The organism is Enterobacter sp. C6 (assembly GCF_008122455.1).
Taxonomy (GTDB): Bacteria; Pseudomonadota; Gammaproteobacteria; order Enterobacterales; family Enterobacteriaceae; genus Enterobacter; species Enterobacter pseudoroggenkampii.
In genome coordinates, this window is record NZ_QPFW01000168.1 from 1 (window position 1) to 18085 (window position 18085).

General features: G+C 54.7%; 12 protein-coding genes. 7 read left to right on the top strand and 5 right to left on the bottom strand.

Annotation, left to right across the window (positions count from 1 at the left end; translation table 11 throughout):
- Positions 1-410: porin (locus DOU50_RS04805; RefSeq protein ID WP_148768927.1), on the bottom strand; the 410-nt coding region annotated here is incomplete at its 3' end.
- A gap of 742 nt (positions 411-1152) precedes the next feature.
- Between DOU50_RS04805 and rcsD the strand changes: the two genes are divergently transcribed.
- Both rcsD and rcsB read left to right on the top strand, forming a co-directional pair.
- Complete coding sequence (gene rcsD / locus DOU50_RS04810) at positions 1153-3825, top strand: phosphotransferase RcsD (RefSeq protein WP_024908200.1); 2673 nt, start codon at positions 1153-1155, stop codon at positions 3823-3825.
- A 16-nt stretch (positions 3826-3841) separates the two neighbouring features.
- Entirely contained in the window at positions 3842-4492 is a 651-nt protein-coding gene (gene rcsB, locus DOU50_RS04815; protein ID WP_003859405.1) for a response regulator transcription factor RcsB, read from the top strand.
- Positions 4493-4581: 89 nt separating this feature from the next.
- On the opposite strand, the gene rcsC is transcribed toward rcsB, so the two are convergent.
- A complete protein-coding gene (gene rcsC / locus DOU50_RS04820; RefSeq protein WP_148768928.1) occupies positions 4582-7428 on the bottom strand; it encodes a two-component system sensor histidine kinase RcsC in 2847 nt (948 codons plus the stop codon).
- 135 nt (positions 7429-7563) lie between these two features.
- On the bottom strand, positions 7564-10200 hold the full coding sequence (gene gyrA / locus DOU50_RS04825) for a DNA topoisomerase (ATP-hydrolyzing) subunit A (RefSeq protein ID WP_148768929.1): 2637 nt from the start codon (positions 10198-10200) through the stop codon (positions 7564-7566).
- 146 nt (positions 10201-10346) lie between these two features.
- On the opposite strand from gyrA, the gene ubiG reads away from it, so the two are divergent.
- The 4 genes from ubiG to yfaE all read left to right on the top strand — a co-directional run bounded on the left by ubiG (position 10347) and on the right by yfaE (position 15147).
- Complete coding sequence (gene ubiG, locus DOU50_RS04830) at positions 10347-11075, top strand: bifunctional 2-polyprenyl-6-hydroxyphenol methylase/3-demethylubiquinol 3-O-methyltransferase UbiG (RefSeq protein WP_148768930.1); 729 nt, start codon at positions 10347-10349, stop codon at positions 11073-11075.
- A 347-nt stretch (positions 11076-11422) separates the two neighbouring features.
- Positions 11423-13708: a class 1a ribonucleoside-diphosphate reductase subunit alpha gene (nrdA, locus tag DOU50_RS04835; RefSeq protein WP_032646595.1), complete on the top strand. Its 2286-nt coding sequence runs from the start codon at positions 11423-11425 to the stop codon at positions 13706-13708.
- A 54-nt stretch (positions 13709-13762) separates the two neighbouring features.
- A complete protein-coding gene (nrdB, locus tag DOU50_RS04840) occupies positions 13763-14893 on the top strand; it encodes a class Ia ribonucleoside-diphosphate reductase subunit beta (RefSeq protein WP_023312514.1) in 1131 nt (376 codons plus the stop codon).
- A complete protein-coding gene (gene yfaE / locus DOU50_RS04845) occupies positions 14893-15147 on the top strand; it encodes a class I ribonucleotide reductase maintenance protein YfaE (protein WP_023325749.1) in 255 nt (84 codons plus the stop codon). Before nrdB ends, yfaE begins: the two co-directional genes overlap by 1 nt.
- 99 nt (positions 15148-15246) lie before the next feature.
- Here yfaE and glpQ read toward each other — a convergent pair whose 3' ends face one another.
- Positions 15247-16305, bottom strand: a complete 1059-nt coding sequence (gene glpQ / locus DOU50_RS04850; RefSeq protein ID WP_061714729.1) for a glycerophosphodiester phosphodiesterase — start codon at positions 16303-16305, stop codon at positions 15247-15249.
- Between the two features lie 11 nt (positions 16306-16316).
- On the bottom strand, positions 16317-17669 hold the full coding sequence (glpT, locus tag DOU50_RS04855; RefSeq protein ID WP_148768931.1) for a glycerol-3-phosphate transporter: 1353 nt from the start codon (positions 17667-17669) through the stop codon (positions 16317-16319).
- 251 nt (positions 17670-17920) lie between these two features.
- On the opposite strand from glpT, the gene DOU50_RS04860 reads away from it, so the two are divergent.
- The coding region (locus DOU50_RS04860; protein WP_148768932.1) for an FAD-dependent oxidoreductase at positions 17921-18085 on the top strand (165 nt) is incomplete at its 3' end.

Sequence of the window (18085 nt, forward strand, 5' to 3'; positions counted from 1 at the left end):
CCGTAGGTATCGCCGCCAAATTCTGGCAGAACGTCAGTCCAGGAAGTTACGTCGTAGATTACGCCGTAGTTACGACCGTAATCGAAAGAACCCGCCTCAGCGAATTTCAGACCCGCGAACGCCACACGCGTCCAGGACTGATTGTCACCTTCAGTGGTGTTGCCCTGAATCTGGTATTCCCACTGGCCGTAACCGGTCAGTTGATCGTTAACCTGAGTTTCGCCTTTGAAGCCAAGACGCATGTAGGTCTTGTCGCCGTCGTTACCCTTGTCGTCAGAGAAATAGTGCAGACCATCAACTTTACCGTACAGATCTAATTTGTTGCCATCTTTGTTATAAATTTCGGCCGCATTTGCTGCGCCTGCCACCAGGAGTGCTGGTACCAGGAGGGACAGTACTTTAACTTTCATTTTATTAACCCTCTGTTATATGCCTTATAATTGCCACTGCTTACTGGTTAACCCTCATTAACCAGTCGGCAATTTCATTCTCCGCAAAATCACAGAATAATCCAATGCGAATATGATACGAAAACTTTGAAGATGTTTCATTTATCTATGAACATGTTTCAAAATGTAAATATCAAGGAACTTTTACAAAGCACAAATAGCTTAGAAATTTAGCATTTATAATCAAAAGAAAAATAACACACATGAAAATCAACCACTTATAATAAAAATCGTTACAGCACTGAATGACAAAACAAGATCGCGCCTAATCTCTAAAATATCTCTCGCTATCATCATTAACTTTATTTATTACCGTCATTCAGTTTTGAATGTCTGTTTATCCCTAATTGAGCCGAATGCTTCGCATTCGGTTTTTTTTTACCTTTCTTTACGTAACTTCTCATTTTTTGTGCTACCGCACCGAAACTGTAACGACTATTAACTAAATCTTCACTGCTATCCTTCGCTGGCGAAATATTGATGTAAAACTTAATTTCTTGTTAATTCGTGCTATTTGCTGGCTAAGCGCACTTATTATTTGTACGCGCACGGCGTGTTTGTACATGTTTAGTGCGCCACCTGCCGCCGATATTGTCCGTTGAAAAAGTCGACTCTTCCCGGGCAGTGGCGCTGGAAATTCAGTTATTACGCTTTATACTGCCCTATCGCCACAGAGCATGACCATGACGGGTTAAAGATATCAATGAGTCAGACTGAAACTACCGCCCCGAGCAAATTTTCCCTCCTTCCCGGGAGCATCACCCGTTTCTTTCTTCTTCTGATCGTTGTGCTGTTAGTGACCATGGGGGTGATGGTACAAAGCGCGGTTAACGCCTGGCTGAAGGATAAGAGCTATCAGGTCGTCGATATCACCCACGCCGTGCATAAGCGCATCGATACCTGGCGCTACGCCACCTGGCAGATTTACGACAATATCGCGGCCGCCCCGGCCTCCTCGTCCGGAGATGGACTTCAGGAGACACGGCTTAAGCAGGATGTCTACTATCTCGAAAAACCGCAGCGTAAGACCGAGGCGCTTATTTTTGGCTCTCACGACAGCGCGACGCTTGAGATGACGCAGCGTATTTCGACCTATCTGGATACTCTCTGGGGTGCCGAAACGGTGCCATGGTCGATGTACTATCTGAACGGTCAGGACAACAGCATGATCCTGATCTCCACGCTGCCGTTAAAAGATCTCTCTTCCGGATTTAAAGAGACCACCGTGGGCAGCATCGTCGATTCCCGCCGGGCAGAGATGCTGCAGCAGGCGAATGCCCTCGATGAACGTGAGAGCTTCTCTTCCCTGCGTCGTCTGGCCTGGCAAAACGGTCATTATTTTACCCTGCGCACTACGTTCAACCAGCCAGGACACCTGGCGACGGTGGTGGCCTTCGATTTACCGATTAATGATTTAATCCCGCCGGACATGCCGCTCGACAGCTTCCGTCTGGAGCCCGACAGCAGCACCCAGAACATGCGGGCGGCGTCTGACAAAGAGGCCGCAGAGAGCGTATCGATCTCCTTTAACGGCTCGAAAATCGAAATTGCCTCATCGCTGAATTCGACCGGTATGCGTCTGGTGTGGCAGGTGCCGTTTGGCACGCTGTTGCTCGATACCCTGCAAAATATCCTGCTGCCTCTGCTGTTAAATATCGGTCTGCTGGCGCTGGCGCTGTTTGGCTACAGCACCTTCCGTTTCCAGACGGGGCGTCAGAGCGACGCCTCTGCGGTTCCGGCCGGCACCAGCAATGAGCTGCGCGTATTGCGTGCATTGAATGAAGAGATTGTTTCCGTGCTGCCGCTTGGGGTCTTAGTTCACGACCAGGAGGCGAATCGTACAGTGATGAGCAACAAAATTGCCGACCATCTGCTGCCGCATCTTAACCTGCAGAACATCACCACCATGGCGGATCAGCATCAGGGGGTGATTCAGGCCACCATCAACAATGAACTGTACGAAATCCGTCAGTTCCGCAGCCAGGTGGCTCCCCGCACGCAAATCTTCATTATTCGCGACCAGGATCGCGAAGTGCTGGTCAATAAAAAGCTCAAGCAGGCACAAAGACTGTATGAGAAAAACCAGCAGGGGCGCGCCGCATTCATGCAGAACATTGGCGATGCCTTCAAGCAGCCGTTAAAAACGCTGGCAACCCAGGCGGCGGCGTTAAACACCGCTGAAAGCCACCAGCTTGCCTGCCAGGCCGATTCGCTGGTCAGAATGGTTGATGAGATCCAGCTGGCGAACATGCTGGAGAATGATTTCTGGAAGGGAACCCCAACCCTCTTCTCCATTCAGGAACTGATCGATGAAGTGGTGCCGGAAGTGCTGCCCGTCATTAAGCGCAAAGGTTTGCAGCTGCTGATCAATAACAATCTCCCTGCGAATGACGAACGCCACGGCGATCGTGAAGCGCTGCGGCGTATTCTGCTGATGATTATTCAGTACGCCGTGACCACCACGCAGATTGGCAAGATCACCCTCGAAGTTGGCACTGAGGAGTCAGCAGAAGACCGCCTGACGTTCCGCATCCTGGACACCGGGGAAGGCGTCACCACGAGTGAAATTGATAATCTGCACTTCCCGTTCCTGAATGACACGCAAAGCGATCGCTACGGCAAGGCCAATGCCCTGACCTTCTGGCTGTGCGATCAGCTGGCGCGTAAGCTCGGCGGCCATCTGAATATCAAAGCCCGTGAATCCCTCGGCACCCGTTATTCTCTGCACGTGAAAATGGCGGCCAATCCGCAGGAAGAAGATGAAGAACGTCTGCTGGATGATGTCGTGGTGATGGTCGATGTGACCTCGAACGAGATCCGCAATATTGTCGTTCGCCAGTTAGAAAACTGGGGTGCGGCCTGCATCACGCCGGATGAAAGACTTGCAAGTCAAGAATTTGATCTGTTTTTAACTGATAATCCGTCTAATCTTACTGCCTCCGGCTTGCTTTTAAGCGATGATGAGTCAGGCGTGCGGAAAATCGGCCCTGGCCAGCTGCGCGTCAACTTTAATATAAGCAATGCGATGCAGGAAGCTGTACTACAACTAATAGAAGAGCAGCTGGCGCAGGAAGAGATAGCGGAATCCCCGTTAGGCGGCAATGAAAATGCCGAGCTTCACGCCAGCGGATACTATTCACTCTTTGTTGATACAGTACCAGATGATGTTAAGCGGTTGTATACTGAGTCCGCTGCGAATGATTTTGCAGCGCTGGCACAGACAGCACACCGGCTTAAAGGGGTGTTTGCCATGCTTAATCTGGTTCCCGGCAAGCAGTTATGTGAAACGCTGGAACATCTAATTCGTGAGAAAGATGCCTCTGGCATTGAAAAATACATCAGCGACATTGACGCCTACGTCAAAAGCTTGCTGTAGCAAGGTAGCCTTATACATGAACAATATGAACGTAATTATTGCCGATGACCATCCGATTGTACTGTTCGGTATTCGCAAATCACTTGAACAGATCGAGTGGGTGAATGTAGTCGGTGAATTTGAAGACTCTACAGCACTGATCAATAATCTCCCAAAGCTTGATGCACACGTGCTCATTACCGATCTCTCCATGCCTGGAGACAAGTACGGTGATGGGATCACGCTCATCAAATATATTAAACGTCACTTCCCGGATATCTCGATCATTGTTCTGACCATGAACAACAACCCGGCGATCCTGAGCGCGGTGCTGGATCTGGACATCGAAGGGATTGTGCTGAAACAGGGCGCACCGACCGATCTGCCAAAAGCGCTTGCTGCGCTGCAGAAAGGCAAGAAGTTCACGCCTGAGAGCGTCTCTCGTCTGCTGGAAAAAATCAGCGCGGGTGGCTACGGTGACAAACGCCTGTCGCCGAAAGAGAGTGAAGTTCTGCGCCTGTTCGCCGAAGGTTTCCTGGTGACCGAGATCGCCAAGAAGCTGAACCGCAGCATTAAAACCATCAGCAGCCAGAAGAAATCAGCGATGATGAAACTGGGCGTGGACAACGATATTGCACTGCTGAACTATCTTTCCTCCGTCACGCTGAGCGCAACGGACAAGGATTGATCTCAACGGGTGTGCGGCCTGATGCCCTCACCCCGCCCCTCTCCCACCGGGAGAGGGTGAAAAGCTTAAAAGGCCCTTGCGGGCCTTTTTTATATTCTTGTTTTTCTCACGCGCTCCGCGTAAATCGACAATGTCTGCTTCAGCACGTCCAGCGTCACCGGTTTCGACAGACAGCTGTCCATGCCTGACTCCAGACAGCGCTGCTTCTCTTCCGCCAGCGCGTTCGCCGTTACGCCCACCACCGGCAGCGTCAGGCCCAACTGTCGGATGCGCTGCGTCAGACGGTAGCCGTCCATGTTTGGCATGTTGACGTCGCTAAGTACGATATCAATATGATTTTTACTCAGCACATTCAGCGCATCCACACCGTCATTGGCCGTTTTGCACTGGTAGCCCAGCGATCCAAGCTGGTCAGCCAACAGGCGGCGGTTAATCGGATGATCATCCACCACCAGAATCATCATATCGTCATTCACTGACGCCAGAGACTCGGGTGACGGTAATCCGCCCGCGCCGTCGCGCTCTTCCAGCTCCACTTTGTAGATGCGCGCCAGCAGGCTCAACAGCTCGTGCGGGGTTGCGACACTGTGTACCCATTCCCCAGGCGCACGCTCGACAGGAATGCCGATGTGGCGACGACAGAAGAGCACCGCCCCTCTTCCCTGCCACGGCTGATCCGGCATCTCGTCGGCGATCAGCACATCGTCCACGTCCGGCGTTTGACCTTCATAGCGGCACACCCTCACGCCGCTGTGGGCAAGCAGCGCCGTCAGGTAGTCATTCAGCGAGGCGTTATGCACCGCCAGCCAGCAGCGCTTATCGCTCAGCCCGTCTACCGTGGATTTTGCCGGATACTGCGCCGAATAGAGCGGAATGCGGATGGTGAACTGGCTGCCCATGCCGGGCTCGGTATCCACCGAGATATCACCGTCCATCATGCTGACGAGCTTCTCACAAATCGCCAGCCCCAGTCCGGTTCCCTGGAAGTTACGCTGCACGCCGGTACCGACCTGGAAGAACGGATCGAACAGACGAACCACTTCTTTCGCCGGGATGCCGACGCCCGTGTCGCGCACGCGAATGCTCAGGTAATCCCCTGCCCGGCAGACGTGCAGCACAATACAGCCGGTATCGGTGAATTTAATGGCGTTGCTGAGCAGGTTAGAGATGACCTGCTGCAGGCGCATCGGATCGCCGTGCAGCGTCAGCGGCACATCCGGCTCAATAAAGCAGTAGAGCCCCAGCTGTTTACGCACGACCAGTGGCAGATAGTTGGCGCTGATATGGTTCATGACCTCGCGCGGCGAGAACTCCCGCGGCTCGATTTTCAGCTGCTCAGACTCAATTTTAGAGAAGTCGAGAATATCGCTGATGATTTTCAGCAGCAGGCTGGAGGAGTTGTTCATCGCCGTCACCAGCCTGTCGACCCCTTTCGGCAGCTCTTTCGTCTGCAGCAGGTCGAGGTTACCGATGATCCCGTACAGCGGCGTTCGCAGCTCGTGGCTGACGGTCGCAAGGAACATGGATTTCGACTGGCTGGCCTGCTCTGCCGCCTGCGCCATCTCCTGCAACGACTCTTCCATTTTCACGCGCGCGGAGACATCCACCAGCACGCAAATCGCCACGTTTTCATTGCGATAGCGGGAATGGACAAAGCTAATCTGCAGGTTGGTGTGCGTGCTGGTAAGCACGTCGACAAAGTTAACCTGCTGACCGCAGATAATCTGCGTCAGCCTTTGCCGGTCCTCATGCGTCAGCATATTCAGGTAGTTATGCGCCAGTTCGTTACTCAGGATGTTGGTCCCGTCCTGGGTACGCAGAATACAGATCCCCACCGGCGCCGAAGCGACAATCTTCCGGTTAAACTGCTCGTGTTCCTCCAGCCGCTGGGCGTCGCTCTCGGCGGGAATAAAGATTTTCCGCTCATACATGCGCGCCAGGGTGAACAGCGCCCCACCCGCGATCAGGTTCAGCAGAATGGCATTCATGATGAGAATGCGTATCCGCTCAAGCACCATGTCCACCGGCAGCGAATAGACGATACTCAGCGAGGAAGGCGGCAGGCTCTTCTTCAGCACCAGTTCGCGGAACCCTGAGGTATAGCCAAACCACGACCGCTCCTGCATCCAGTGGGGTTCGACGTTAAGCCGGTTATCGGGCCCGGCAAGCGAGATCAGCTGATGACCGTTTTCATCCAGAATGGTCACCCCCATGGGCAGGCTGCCCGGGGTGAAGAAGTTTTCCATGCGAATGGTCTGCTCAATCCCCAGCAGCGCCTGCAGGCGATTGCCGAGATACACCGGCGTCAGAGCGTAGAAATAGCCCACGCCCGGACGCGGGCCCTGGCTCACCCAGAAGATGTTATTGCCGCGTTCGTCCTGCGGCGCATTGCGGTATTTCACAATACGTTCATGCAGGCTTTTCAGCGCATCGTCACGCTCAACGGGCACGTCGCGCAGGCCAAAGTCAGCCATGCAGAGATTCTCGCTGCCAATCAGGAAGACGCGGTTCAGGTCATAGGCGGCGGAGAAATTGTCGCGCCAGTAGCGCATAAACCAGGCAAGGGATTCCAGCGACCCGCGCCAGGAATTGCTCATGGTGGAGCAATCGGAGTCCGGGAACAGCGGCTGGAAATCCGGGACTTCAGTTTTGTCATCACGCCCGCGAAGCGCAAGGATGCCGTTTTCCGCCGTCAGACGATTTTCGGCAATATACTTCAGCTCCTTCATCACGTCAGACGTTCGCTGAATGTAGCGCTGGGCCTGGTCGGAGCTTAAGTTAAACTCCTGGCGGATCTCCGCTTCTTTCTGGTGCAGCGCGTTAACGATGTAAAACACCGAGAACAGGGCCACCAGCAGCCAAAGCAAGAGCGCCAGCGCCCGAAACAGATAGCGAGAGACTTTCAGCGTAGTACGAAAGGAGACGAGGTATTTCAAGGGGGCGAGGCTCCGCCGTCGGGGTCAAAAGAATGTGGTTAAGGTAGCGGTAAACGCGCCAGGTCGCAACGTTGACTTATCTGCTTGTGCAAAAGAAAAGGGCCGGAATCCGGCCCTTTTTTGCATCAGAAGACATTACTCGTCAGCGTCATCCGCTGCGTCATCGTCAGTGTCGACTTCCGGCGCGATATCATCATCGCCTTCCGCAACGCTACCGTCGATGGAATCGAGCTCTTCATCATCCACCGGCTCAGCAACACGCTGCAGACCCACCACGTTCTCATCTTCCGCTGTACGGATGAGGATTACGCCCTGGGTATTACGCCCTACCACGCTGATCTCAGACACGCGGGTACGCACCAGCGTACCGGCATCGGTGATCATCATGATCTGGTCCGCATCGTCCACCTGCACCGCGCCCACAACGGAACCGTTGCGCTCGGTAACTTTGATAGAGATAACGCCCTGCGTGCCGCGAGACTTGGTTGGGTATTCCCCTTCCGCCGTACGTTTACCGTAACCATTCTGCGTTACGGTCAGGATAGCCCCTTCACCGCGCGGAATAATCAGAGAAACCACGCTGTCTTCGCCAGCCAGCTTGATACCACGCACGCCCGTCGCGGTACGGCCCATCGCACGAACGGCGTCTTCTTTAAAGCGCACCACTTTACCGGCCGCAGAGAACAGCATCACTTCATCAGAACCGGAGGTCAGATCCACACCGATCAGCTCGTCGCCTTCGTTCAGGTTCACGGCGATAATACCGGCAGAACGCGGACGACTGAACTCGGTCAGCGCGGTTTTCTTCACGGTACCGCTGGCGGTCGCCATAAAGACGTTCACGCCCTCTTCGTACTCGCGTACCGGCAGGATGGCGGTGATACGTTCGTCCGCTTCCAGCGGCAGCAGGTTAACGATTGGACGACCACGTGCGCCACGGCTCGCTTCCGGCAGCTGATAGACTTTCATCCAGTACAGACGACCGCGGCTGGAGAAGCAGAGGATCGTGTCATGGGTGTTAGCCACCAGCAGGCGGTCAATAAAGTCTTCTTCTTTAATACGTGCCGCAGACTTGCCTTTACCGCCACGACGCTGTGCTTCGTAGTCGGTCAGCGGCTGATACTTCACATAGCCCTGGTGAGACAGGGTAACCACCACGTCTTCGCGGTTGATCAGATCTTCAATGTTGATATCAGAGCTGTTCGCGGTGATTTCGGTGCGGCGCTCGTCGCCGAACTGATCGCGGACCAGTTCCAGCTCTTCACGGATCACTTCCATCAGACGCTCTGCGCTGCCCAGGATGTGCAGCAGCTCAGCAATCTGTTCCAGCAGCTCTTTGTATTCGTCGAGCAGTTTTTCATGCTCAAGGCCGGTCAGTTTCTGCAGACGCAGATCCAGAATCGCCTGGGCCTGCTGTTCAGTCAGGTAATACTGACCGTCACGCACGCCGAATTCAGGTTCCAGCCACTCAGGACGCGCTGCGTCATCGCCCGCACGTTCCAGCATCGCGGCGACGTTACCCAGATCCCACGGACGGGAAATCAGGGCAGCTTTCGCTTCCGCCGGGGTTGGCGCACGACGGATCAGTTCGATGATCGGGTCGATGTTGGCCAGCGCAACCGCCAGCGCTTCAAGGATGTGCGCACGGTCGCGCGCTTTGCGCAGTTCGAAGATGGTACGGCGGGTCACCACTTCACGGCGGTGACGCACGAACGCGCTCAGGATCTCTTTCAGGTTCATGATCTTCGGCTGACCATGGTGCAGTGCAACCATGTTGATACCGAAGGAGACCTGAAGCTGAGTCTGGGAGTACAGGTTGTTCAGCACAACCTCACCCACCGCGTCGCGTTTGATCTCAATCACAATGCGCATACCGTCTTTGTCAGACTCGTCACGCAGCGCGCTGATGCCTTCAACGCGTTTTTCTTTTACCAGCTCGGCGATTTTTTCAATCAGACGCGCTTTGTTCACCTGATACGGGATCTCGTGAACAATGATGGTTTCACGGCCGGTTTTAGCGTCCGCTTCCACTTCGGCGCGGGCACGGATGTAAATCTTGCCGCGACCGGTGCGGTACGCTTCTTCAATACCACGACGACCGTTGATGATCGCCGCCGTCGGGAAGTCCGGGCCCGGGATGTGTTCCATCAGCCCTTCAATGCTGATGTCTTCATCGTCGATATAGGCCAGGCAGCCGTTGATCACCTCGGTGATATTGTGCGGCGGAATGTTGGTTGCCATACCGACCGCGATACCGGACGAACCGTTAACCAACAGGTTCGGGATCTTGGTGGGCATCACATCTGGGATGCGCTCGGTGCCGTCGTAGTTATCGACGAAATCAACGGTCTCTTTTTCCAGGTCGGCCATCAGCTCATGAGCGATTTTCGACATACGGATTTCCGTATAACGCATCGCCGCAGCGGAGTCGCCGTCGACTGAACCAAAGTTACCCTGGCCATCTACCAGCATGTAGCGCAAGGAGAATGGCTGCGCCATACGAACGATGGTGTCATAAACGGCGGTATCACCATGCGGGTGATATTTACCGATGACGTCACCGACGACGCGGGCAGATTTTTTATAGGCTTTATTCCAGTCATTGCCCAATACGTTCATGGCGTATAGTACGCGACGGTGTACCGGCTTAAGGCCATCGCGGACGTCCGGCAGCGCACGGCCAACAATGACCGACATCGCATAGTCCAGATAGGAGCTCTTCAGCTCTTCCTCGATGTTAACCGGTGTAATTTCTCTCGCAAGGTCGCTCATCTAACCGCTATCCCTCTACTGTATCCCGGATTCAAAGGTCGCAAATTATAACACAGCCGAGGTGATTGAGGTAAACCTATACGCTTTATTCACGGGGATTGCCTGATATACTCATTCGTCTTGCTAAATAAGGAGTAAAAGCGCCCATGAATGCCGAAAAATCCCCGGTGGTTCACAACGTTGACCACGAAGAGATTGCCAAATTTGAAGCGGTGGCGTCCCGCTGGTGGGATCTCGAAGGTGAGTTCAAACCGCTGCACCGTATTAACCCGCTGCGTCTGGGCTATATCGCGGAGCGTTCCGGCGGTCTGTTCGGTAAGAAAGTGCTCGACGTCGGCTGCGGCGGCGGTATCCTGGCGGAAAGCATGGCGCGCGAAGGGGCGAATGTTACGGGCCTGGATATGGGCTTTGAACCGCTGCAGGTGGCCCGCCTTCATGCGCTGGAGTCCGGTATACAGGTGGAATACGTGCAGGAAACCGTAGAAGAGCACGCGGCAAAACACGCCCATCAGTACGATGTGGTGACCTGCATGGAGATGCTGGAGCACGTTCCCGATCCGCAGTCGGTGGTGCACGCCTGTGCAAAACTGGTAAAACCGGGCGGCCAGGTCTTCTTCTCAACCCTCAACCGCAACGCTAAAGCCTGGCTGATGGTCGTTGTCGGCGCGGAGTATGTGCTGCGCATGGTGCCGAAAGGGACCCACGACGTGAAGAAATTCATAAAGCCTGCAGAGCTGTTAAGCTGGGTTGATCTGACGTGGCTCAAAGAGCAGCACATCATCGGCCTGCACTACAATCCGCTGACCAATAAATTCAAACTCGCACCGGGCGTTGATGTTAACTATATGTTGCACACAACCGCCAAAAACGACTAACGTCATTCGTTATTCTTATAAAGATTGCGCGACATCATGTTGCGCAATTCTGACCTCTCGTTGAAGAAATCAGCACTCGATCAAATTTTGAATTTTTTTTCTTAATTATTGACATGTCTTCCAGGCCTTACGGTACGAGGACTTAGCCTTTTTTACCCTTTCACAACCTCAATTTAACGTCAAAATCAACCCTTGTGCTGAAAAGATTCGATACTAGAATACTCACCATATAGCGTTTTTCTTATCGCAAACCCCCTATATGTAGTATTTATCCACAGAGTTAGTCACAAGACGGATCTGTGGATAAGCGGGGGATATTTTTTATTTCACGGACAGGTAAAACCCACATGAATCAGAGTCTGCTGGTGACAAAGCGCGACGGTACTACCGAGCGTATCAATCTGGACAAAATCCATCGAGTTCTCGACTGGGCAGCAGAAGGACTGAACAACGTATCTATCTCCCAGGTTGAACTGCGTTCTCATATTCAGTTCTACGACGGCATCAAAACGTCTGATATCCACGAAACCATCATCAAAGCGGCGGCAGACCTCATCTCCCGCGAAGCACCGGATTATCAGTACCTCGCTGCACGTCTGGCGATTTTCCACCTGCGTAAAAAAGCCTACGGCCAGTTTGAGCCGCCGAAGCTTTACGATCACGTGGTGAAAATGGTTGAGCTGGGCAAATACGACACGCATCTGCTGGAAGACTATACGGAAGAAGAGTTCGAGCAGATGAACGGGTTTATCGATCACTGGCGCGACATGAACTTCTCCTACGCGGCGGTGAAGCAGCTCGAAGGCAAATACCTGGTTCAGAACCGTGTAACCGGTGAGATCTACGAAAGCGCCCAGTTCCTCTACATTCTGGTGGCCGCCTGCCTGTTCTCTAACTACCCGCGTGATACCCGTCTGGATTACGTGAAGCGTTTCTACGATGCGGTATCGACGTTCAAAATTTCTCTGCCGACGCCAATCATGTCTGGCGTGCGCACCCCTACCCGTCAGTTCAGCTCCTGCGTCCTGATCGAGTGTGGTGACAGCCTGGATTCCATCAACGCCACCTCCAGCGCCATCGTGAAATACGTTTCCCAGCGTGCCGGTATCGGCATCAACGCCGGACGCATCCGTGCGCTGGGCAGCCCGATTCGCGGCGGTGAAGCGTTCCACACCGGCTGTATCCCGTTCTATAAGCACTTCCAGACGGCAGTAAAATCCTGCTCTCAGGGCGGCGTGCGCGGCGGTGCTGCGACCCTGTTCTACCCAATGTGGCACCTGGAAGTGGAAAGCCTGCTGGTCCTGAAAAACAACCGTGGTGTCGAAGGCAACCGCGTGCGTCACATGGACTACGGCGTGCAGATCAACAAGCTGATGTACACCCGTCTGCTGAAAGGTGAAGACATCACCCTGTTCAGCCCGTCCGACGTTCCAGGCCTGTATGACGCGTTCTTCGCCGATCAGGACGAGTTCGAGCGTCTGTACACCAAATATGAAAAAGACGACAGCATCCGCAAGCAGCGCGTGAAGGCGGTAGACCTGTTCTCCCTGATGATGCAGGAACGTGCCTCTACGGGCCGTATCTACATCCAGAACGTTGACCACTGCAACACCCACAGCCCGTTTGACCCGGTTGTTGCACCAGTGCGCCAGTCTAACCTGTGCCTGGAGATCGCTCTGCCGACCAAACCGCTGGAAGACGTGAACGACGAAAACGGCGAAATCGCGCTGTGTACGCTGTCCGCGTTCAACCTGGGCGCGATTAAGAGCCTGGACGAGCTGGAAGAGCTGGCCGTGCTGGCGGTTCGTGCCCTCGACGCCCTGCTGGACTACCAGGATTACCCAATCCCGGCAGCGAAACGCGGTGCGATGGGCCGCCGTACCCTGGGTATCGGCGTGATCAACTTCGCCTACTGGCTGGCGAAAAACGGCAAGCGTTACTCCGACGGCAGCGCTAACAACCTGACGCACCAGACGTTTGAAGCCATTCAGTACTACCTGATGAAAGCCTCTAACGAGCTGGCGAAAGAGCAAGGCGCGTGCCCGTGGTTCAACGAAACCACCTACGCGAAAGGCATTCTGCCGATCGACACCTACAAAAAAGACCTGGATGCGATCGTCAGCGAGCCGCTGCATCTCGACTGGGAAGGCCTGCGCGAGTCCATTAAAACGCACGGCCTGCGTAACTCCACGCTCTCTGCTCTGATGCCGTCCGAGACCTCTTCGCAGATCTCTAACGCCACCAACGGTATCGAACCGCCGCGCGGCCACGTCAGCATCAAAGCGTCGAAAGACGGCGTGCTGCGTCAGGTCGTACCGGACTACGAAACGCTGGGCAACAACTACGAGCTGCTGTGGGAAATGCCAAACAACGACGGCTACCTGCAGCTGGTGGGTATCATGCAGAAGTTTATCGACCAGTCGATCTCTGCCAATACCAACTATGACCCGACGCGCTTCCCGTCAGGCAAGGTTCCGATGCAGCAATTGCTGAAAGACCTGCTCACCGCCTACAAGTTTGGCGTGAAAACGCTGTACTATCACAACACCCGTGACGGTGCGGAAGACGCGCAGGACGACCTGGTTCCGTCAATTCAGGACGATGGCTGCGAAAGCGGCGCATGTAAGATCTAATGTAAATGCCGGGTGGCGCTACGCTTACCCGGCCTACGTTTTTAGGACACACTCATGGCATATACCACCTTTTCACAGACGAAAAACGACCAGCTCAAAGAGCCGATGTTCTTCGGCCAGCCGGTCAACGTGGCACGCTACGATCAGCAAAAATATGACATCTTCGAAAAGCTGATTGAAAAGCAACTCTCCTTCTTCTGGCGCCCGGAAGAAGTGGATGTCTCCCGCGACCGTATTGACTACCAGTCGCTGCCGGATCACGAAAAGCATATCTTCATCAGCAACCTGAAGTACCAGACGCTGCTGGACTCTATTCAGGGCCGTAGCCCGAACGTGGCGCTGCTGCCGCTGATCTCCATTCCAGAGCTGGAAACCTGGGTGGAAACCTGGGCGTTCTCCGAGACGATCCACTCCCGCTCTTACACCCACATCATCCGCAACATCGTGAACGATCCGGCGGTGGTGTTTGACGATATCGTCACCAACGAGCAGATCCAGAAGCGCGCGGAAGGCATTGCCCATTACTACGACGAGCTGATCGAGATGACCAGCTACTGGCATCTGCTGGGCGAAGGCACCCACAACGTGAACGGTAAAACCATCACCGTAAACCTGCGTGCGCTGAAAAAGCAGCTGTACCTGTGCCTGATGAGCGTCAACGCGCTGGAAGCGATCCGCTTCTACGTGAGCTTCGCCTGCTCCTTCGCCTTTGCCGAGCGCAAGCTGATGGAAGGCAACGCCAAGATTATCCGTCTGATTGCCCGCGATGAAGCCCTGCACCTCACCGGTACCCAGCACATGCTGAACCTGCTGCGCAGCGGTACGGACGATCCGGAGATGGCGGAAATCGCCGAAGAGTGCAAGCAGGAGTGCTACGACCTGTTCGTACTGGCGGCTCAGCAGGAGAAAGAGTGGGCAGATTACCTGTTCCGCGACGGCTCCATGATTGGCCTGAACAAAGACATCCTGTGCCAGTACGTTGAGTACATCACCAACATCCGCATGCAGGCTGTCGGTCTCGACCTGCCGTTCCAGACGCGCTCTAACCCAATCCCGTGGATCAACACCTGGCTGGTGTCCGATAACGTGCAGGTTGCGCCGCAGGAAGTGGAAGTGAGCTCTTATCTGGTCGGTCAGATTGATTCTGAAGTCAACACTGACGACCTGAGCAACTTCCAGCTCTGATGCCACGCGTCACGTTAAGTCTTTCCGGCACTGAGGTACTGTGTCGGGAGGAGCACCCTTCTCTGCTGGTGGCGCTTGAGGCGCATCAGGTAGAAGTAGAGTACCAGTGTCGTTCCGGCTACTGCGGCTCCTGCCGCTGCCGTCTGGTCGCAGGCCAGGTAGACTGGCTGACCGAGCCGCTGGCCTTTATCAACGAAGGGGAAATTTTGCCCTGCTGCTGCCGGGCAAAAGGCGATATCGAAATCGAGATGTGATTGCCCTTATTCCCTCTCCCTGTGGGAGAGGGAATAAGGGCATCAGGCCGCAGAGCCTGATTGTCGGGTGTCGGCCTCGCCTTACCCGACCTACAAAACCTACTTCCGGTGAATGAATTCAACCGCTTTATCCGGGAAATCCGTAAACAGTCCGTCCACGCCCGCCTGGTTATACAACACCTCATAAAGCTGATTCACATTCGTGGCATACGGCGGCAGCTGGTCTGCACGCACGGTATACGGATGCACCTGCATCTTGCTGTCGTGCGCCTCTTTCACCATCGCCGTCAGCTTCACGTGGCCCGGCGCTGAGCCCTCCGCCACCAGCATGTGATAATCCGGCCCGATGCCGTCGGCGTACTGCGCAATCTGCTTCATCGCGCCCGGCTTAAACATCCAGTCGTAGTTGTAGTTAACCCACTTCCCGTCCGGCTGTTTCTCCTGAGTTTCATTCCAGTCAGTGTAGGCAATCAGCTGCACCAGGTTGAGGTTCATGCCCATCTTCGGCTCCAGCTCGGTTTTGATGCGCTTCAGCTCGGCGGCATCAAAACACTGCAGGTAGACTTTGTCCTTCTTGCTGGTGTAGCCGTACTGCTTCAGCACCTCCAGCGTCTTTGCGGCAATGTCTTTTCCTTCCTGATGGTGGAACCACGGCGCTTTGATCTCCGGGTAGATACCGATATTTTTACCGGTTGAGTGGTTCAGCCCCTGAACAAACTCAATCTCTTCCTGGAAGGTATGAATGCGGAAGTCAGATTTGCCCATCGGGAAACGTCCCGGATAGACCTGCACTTTCTTGCCGTTTTCAATCTCGAAGCCTTCGGTAAACTTCAGGGAACGGATCTCCGCCAGGGTGAAATCAATGGCGTAGTAGCGGCCATCTTTTCGCGCGCGGTCCGGGAAACGCTCCGCCACGTCCGTCACGCGGTCCAGATAGTGGTCATGCAGGACAACCAGCTGGTCGTCCTTCGTCATCACCAGATCCTGCTCGAGGTAATCCGCGCCCTGCGCATAGGCCATCGCTTTCGCCGGCAGCGTATGCTCCGGCAGATAGCCACTCGCGCCACGGTGGGCAATAACGATTTTATCCGCCGCCAGCGCGGAGCCTGTCATCAGGCCCGCCAGCAGCAGGCCTGTCGCTAACTGAGTTAATTTCATCGTAAAGCTCCTTATTGACGACGTGCCAGCACTTCCGCGTGGTGACGTTTCTCACCGATCATCACAACAATCAGCAGCAGTACCGCCAGCACGCTACCGCCGATCATCACCATAAAGCCGCCGTCCCAGCCGAAGAAGTCAACGGTGTAGCCCACAATGGCGCTCGCCGCGACCGAACCGCCGAGGTAACCGAACAGGCCGGTAAAGCCTGCCGCCGTGCCCGCCGCTTTTTTCGGCGCCAGCTCCAGCGCATGCAGGCCGATCAGCATTACCGGACCGTAAATCAGGAAGCCGATGACGATCATGCAGGCCATGTCTACTGATGGATTGCCCGGCGGGTTAAGCCAGTAAACAACCGTCGCGATGGTCACCAGGGTCATAAAGAAGACGCCCGTCGCACCGCGGTTACCCTTAAACACCTTGTCCGACATCCAGCCGCAAAGCAGCGTGCCTGGGATCCCGGCGTATTCATACAGGAAGTACGCCCAGGAGGATTTATCCAGCGCGAAGTGCTTCACCTCTTTCAGGTAGGTTGGCGACCAGTCGAGGATGCCGTAGCGCAGCAGGTAAACGAACACGTTCGCCACCGCGATGTACCACAGCAGCTTGTTCGGCAGGACGTACTTCATGAAGATCTGTTTTGCGGTCAGCTCCTCTTCGTGCTCCTTGCTGTAATCATCCGGATAGTCGTTTTTGTACTCTTCAATCGGCGGCAGGCCGCAGGACTGAGGCGTATCACGCATCAGCGCGAAAGCGAAAATCGCCACCACGATGGCGCCAAAGGCAGGCATATACAGCGCAGCGTGCCAGTCGTTGAACCAGGCCATCCCCAGCAGGAACAGCAGCGGCGGAATACCGCCACCCACGTTATGGGCACAGTTCCACACCGACACGATGCCGCCGCGCTCCTTCTGCGACCACCAGTGCACCATGGTGCGTCCGCACGGCGGCCACCCCATCCCCTGGAACCAGCCGCAGAGGAACAGCAGCACGAACATGATGGCAATGCTGGAGGTTGCCCACGGCACAAAGCCCATGAACAGCATCACCGCGGCCGCCAGGATCAGACCGGCGGGCAGGAACACGCGCGGATTCGAGCGATCCGACACGGAGCCCATGATGAATTTGGAAAAACCGTAGGCGATGGAGATCCCCGACAGCGCGAACCCCAGATCGCCGCGGGAAAAGCCCTGCTCCACCAGATACGGCATGGCGAGCGCGAAGTTTTTACGTACAAGGTAGTACGCCGCGTACCCGAAGAAGATCCCCAGGAAGATTTGCCAACGCAGACGGCGATAGAGCGGATCTATTTCTGCCTCTGGCAGACGCGCCCTGTGGGACGCAGGTTTGAAGATACTGAGCATAACAGCCTCCGTGGCCTTGAAATGAATGAGCAGGTGGCTCGCACCTGAATTCCAGAGGCGGGGATGTTAAGAAATCACGGTGATTGTTACTGTGAATCAACGCACAGATTGTTACAGAAATATGACAGAATGCGCAAAAAAGCGCATGAAATCACGTTTCACTTTCGAATTCCGCGCGTTTATGTTCGAAATCAAACAAACCACAAAATTAATATGGCTAAATGATAAAAAACGAACATAGAGGGTAAACAATGACCATTCACGATCCTCGCTACAGCGATGTGATAATCATTGGCGGTGGCGCTACCGGCGCCGGGATCGCACGCGATTGCGCCCTTCGCGGCCTGAGCGTCACGCTTCTGGAACGCCATGATATCGCTACGGGCGCAACCGGGCGTAACCACGGCCTGCTGCAC